Below are 3074 nucleotides of genomic sequence, written 5' to 3'. Positions count from 1 at the left end.
GATCAAGCCGCGCCAACCTTCTTAACGAACAAAACATCACAACAATTATCCGCGAAAACGGTTATCGTCTTTGGGGTAATCGCACCCTTTCAAGTGATACAAAGTTTGCTTTCTTATCGGTGGTGAGAACCGCAGATATGATCAATGATGCCATTTTGCGCGGGCATCTATGGGCTGTCGACCGCAATATCAAAAAAACCTACATGAGTGACGTAAGTGAAAGCGTCAATGCCTATTTGCGTGATTTAAAAGCACAAGGCGCTATTCTTGGTGGGCGTTGTACGCCTGATCTAGAGTTGAATACAGCAAGCGCTATTGAAAGCGGCAGAGTCTATTTCAATGTCGAATTCACACCAACAACACCAGCAGAACACATCACATTCCGTTCACGCATTGTGAATGATTATTTAGAGGAGATTTTTTAATGGCTATCCCCGTTTTACCAAGAGTTTTGAAATATTTTAACATTTTTGTCGACGGCATTCCCTATCAAGCAAAATGTGAAAGCGTAACATTACCGAATTTGAGCTTGGTTGTTGAAAGTTATCGTGGCGGAGGCATGGATAGCTCTATTGAAGTTGACCTTGGTCTTGAAACCCTCACACTTAGCATGACCATTTCTGATTGCTCTCCAGAATTGATGGCACTGTTGGGGCGCACTGATGTCAACATTTCATTGCGCAGTTCAATGCAAGCGCAAGGCACACCAGCAGAAGGTGTTGTCATTACCATGAGAGGACTATGCAAAGGCTTTGAAATGGCAGAATGGCAACCGGGCAGCAAAGCAACATCCACAACTACCTTCACATTGCAGTATTTCAAATATGTCCAGAAGGACGTTGAAATCGTTGAGATAGATGTCCTCAACTTGGTGAGAAAATTCAATGGCGTCAATCAACTCGCAGACCATAGAGACAATGTAGGATTATAAAAATGACAGTACAAACAAGCATTACACATAAATTATTGATACCTGTTACTTTTGAAGGAAAAGAGCACACCACAATTACCTTACAGCGCCCCAAAACAAAAGATGTGCAAGCAATCGACAAAAAAGAAGGGATAGAGCAAACAATCGCTATGATCACACGCCTTTCTGAATGGCCGCATGAGGCTGTTGGTGAACTCGACATCAATGATTTGGCAAGCATTGGAGAGATTTTGGAATCTTTTATCAAGCGGCGGGACACCTCGACTGGGAAACTGCCGCTAAACTCATAGCCGATATCGCCATTGTTTTTCATTGGTCTCTTCCGGACATGATGGAAATGGAACCGCAAGAACTCATATTCTGGCGAAAACAAGCAGCAAAAAGGGATAAGATAAAATGAGTGAAAAAGTAGCCGATGCAAAGGTAAAATTGTCTCTTGAAGACAAACTCACCGCACCTCTTAAACATCTTCAAAAAAAATTCGATACATTGTCAAAAACACTCTCACATAGTTTGGGTATTCCGCGCTTTTCTGCTGCTGTCAAAAACATGACAAAAAGCCTTCATGGCGTTCAAAGTGCTCTTAGCACAGCGGCAAAGTCGTGCTTCAGTCTTTACCGGTGTCTTAGGGCTTGCTGGTGGTGGTCTTGTGGCAAGTGTAGCCGCCCTCACCATGAAAACCATGCATCTGGGAGATAGTCTTTATCACGCATCACACCATTTAAATATGAGTGTTGCATCACTTCAATTATGGGGTGATGCAGCCGATAATTCAGGCACTTCTGCCGAACTTTTTCAACAATCCTTAGCGGTTTTAAATAGGCGTTCGGCACAAGCCTATGCTGGACAAAAAAGAGGCATGATGGGCTTTGAAGCACTTGGCATTTCTGTCAAAAACACTTCTGGAAAACTCAAATCCACTTCTGTCTTGTTAGAAGAAATTACCGACAAGATGAGTAAGATGAAAAGCCAAGCACAAAGACAGCATATTGCCGCTCTGCTGTTTGGGGGTGATGGCAAAGAAATGGCGACCATGCTTGCACAAGGCATGGCACCCATTAAAGAGCTGTTTGCAAAGGCGCGAAAAGGAAAATGGCTGATAGGTGCCGATGTCGCACGCTATGCAGCAGATTTAAGTGACAAGATGGGAGCCTTTAAGAAAAAAATAGGCGGTATCGCGAGCTTTATTGGCGCGCGTTTCATGCCCGTTATTAATGATATGATTGACGGTTTTTCTCGCCTGATTGATGAAAACCGCGACCTCATTCAAACAACCGTTGCGAGCTGGGCTAAAAGCGTAAAAAAAGTCTTTAATGATTTGCTTAATCCTACCTCTGATTTGAGAAGAGGAATCAGTGATCTTACAGAGAGAATTAAAGGCTGGTTTCAATGGATGGAGCCGTTGATTGGTGAAATAACCCTCTTTAAGGTAGGACTTGTGGCACTTGGTTCGTTCATTTTTGGTCCACTCATTGCCGCATTAGCAGCCGTAGGAGCCGCATTTGTCACGCTTGGTTATACTATAATGACGACACCTATCGGGTGGATACTTGGTGGTATTGCAGCACTTGTTGGAGCTGGATATCTGCTCTACAAAAATTGGGACAAAATCAATGGCTGGCTGCTTACATCACTAGCCATAGTAAGCGCAGTTTTTATCAGGCTTGCTTTCGCTCTTTCAGGACCAGTGCTTTCAGCCTTCACTTCCGTTGGTTCTAAAATTACCGGTCTGGCTGCAAATCTTGGAAAATCCCTGCTCTCAAAAATAATCGCAGCAGATAAAGCTTTTATTAGATTTTCTGCTACTCTGGGAAGATCACTGCTTTCAGCATTAGCCTCAGCTGCTTCTGCAGTTGCCAGTCTTGCTTTAACTCTTGTAGGGACACTGATTTCGGCAATAACTGCCGTTAGTTCTGCTTTTATATCGCTTGGTATCGCAATCATGACCACTCCTATCGGCTGGATCGCTGGCGGCATAGCAGCCCTTGTTGGAGTTGGATATCTGCTCTACAAAAATTGGGATACGGTAGTAAGCTTCATAAGCAACTTGTGGAATTCTTTTGCGAGCTTATGTAGTAACGTTTTCAATAACCTCTTGACGCTCTTTAAAAACTTTTCACCGCTCTCTTGGATTTCAAAAAAA

Annotated in this window: 4 protein-coding genes and 1 pseudogene; all 5 read left to right on the top strand. The window is 43.4% G+C overall.

Features of this window, described 5'->3' with window-relative positions:
• A partial coding sequence (locus tag ACFILU_RS01055) for a phage tail sheath family protein (protein ID WP_375674393.1) occupies positions 1 to 425 on the top strand: 425 nt, incomplete at its 5' end.
• On the top strand, positions 425 to 931 hold the full coding sequence (locus ACFILU_RS01050) for a phage major tail tube protein (protein WP_375674392.1): 507 nt from the start codon (positions 425 to 427) through the stop codon (positions 929 to 931). The genes ACFILU_RS01055 and ACFILU_RS01050, both read left to right, overlap by 1 nt.
• Before the next feature lie 2 nt (positions 932 to 933).
• On the top strand, positions 934 to 1221 hold the full coding sequence (locus ACFILU_RS01045) for a phage tail assembly protein (protein WP_375674391.1): 288 nt from the start codon (positions 934 to 936) through the stop codon (positions 1219 to 1221).
• Positions 1222 to 1259: 38 nt separating this feature from the next.
• Positions 1260 to 1331, top strand: coding sequence for a hypothetical protein (locus ACFILU_RS01040; protein WP_375674394.1), 72 nt, complete (start codon positions 1260 to 1262; stop codon positions 1329 to 1331).
• Positions 1328 to 3074: pseudogene (locus ACFILU_RS01035) on the top strand (phage tail protein); the annotation flags it as partial. The gene ACFILU_RS01040 and the pseudogene ACFILU_RS01035, both read left to right, overlap by 4 nt.

Origin of the sequence: Bartonella sp. CL100XZDX (assembly GCF_042195375.1) — a bacterium.
Lineage (GTDB): Bacteria > Pseudomonadota > Alphaproteobacteria > Rhizobiales > Rhizobiaceae > Bartonella.
This window is presented reverse-complemented; position numbering and strand designations above follow the sequence as displayed.

What these genes read in the sequence shown, in the direction of transcription:
- ACFILU_RS01050 (WP_375674392.1), top strand. Translation starts at nt 425, where the DNA reads ATGGCTATCCCCGTTTTACCAAGAGTTTTGAAATATTTTAACATTTTT.
- ACFILU_RS01045 (WP_375674391.1), top strand. Translation starts at nt 934, where the DNA reads ATGACAGTACAAACAAGCATTACACATAAATTATTGATACCTGTTACT.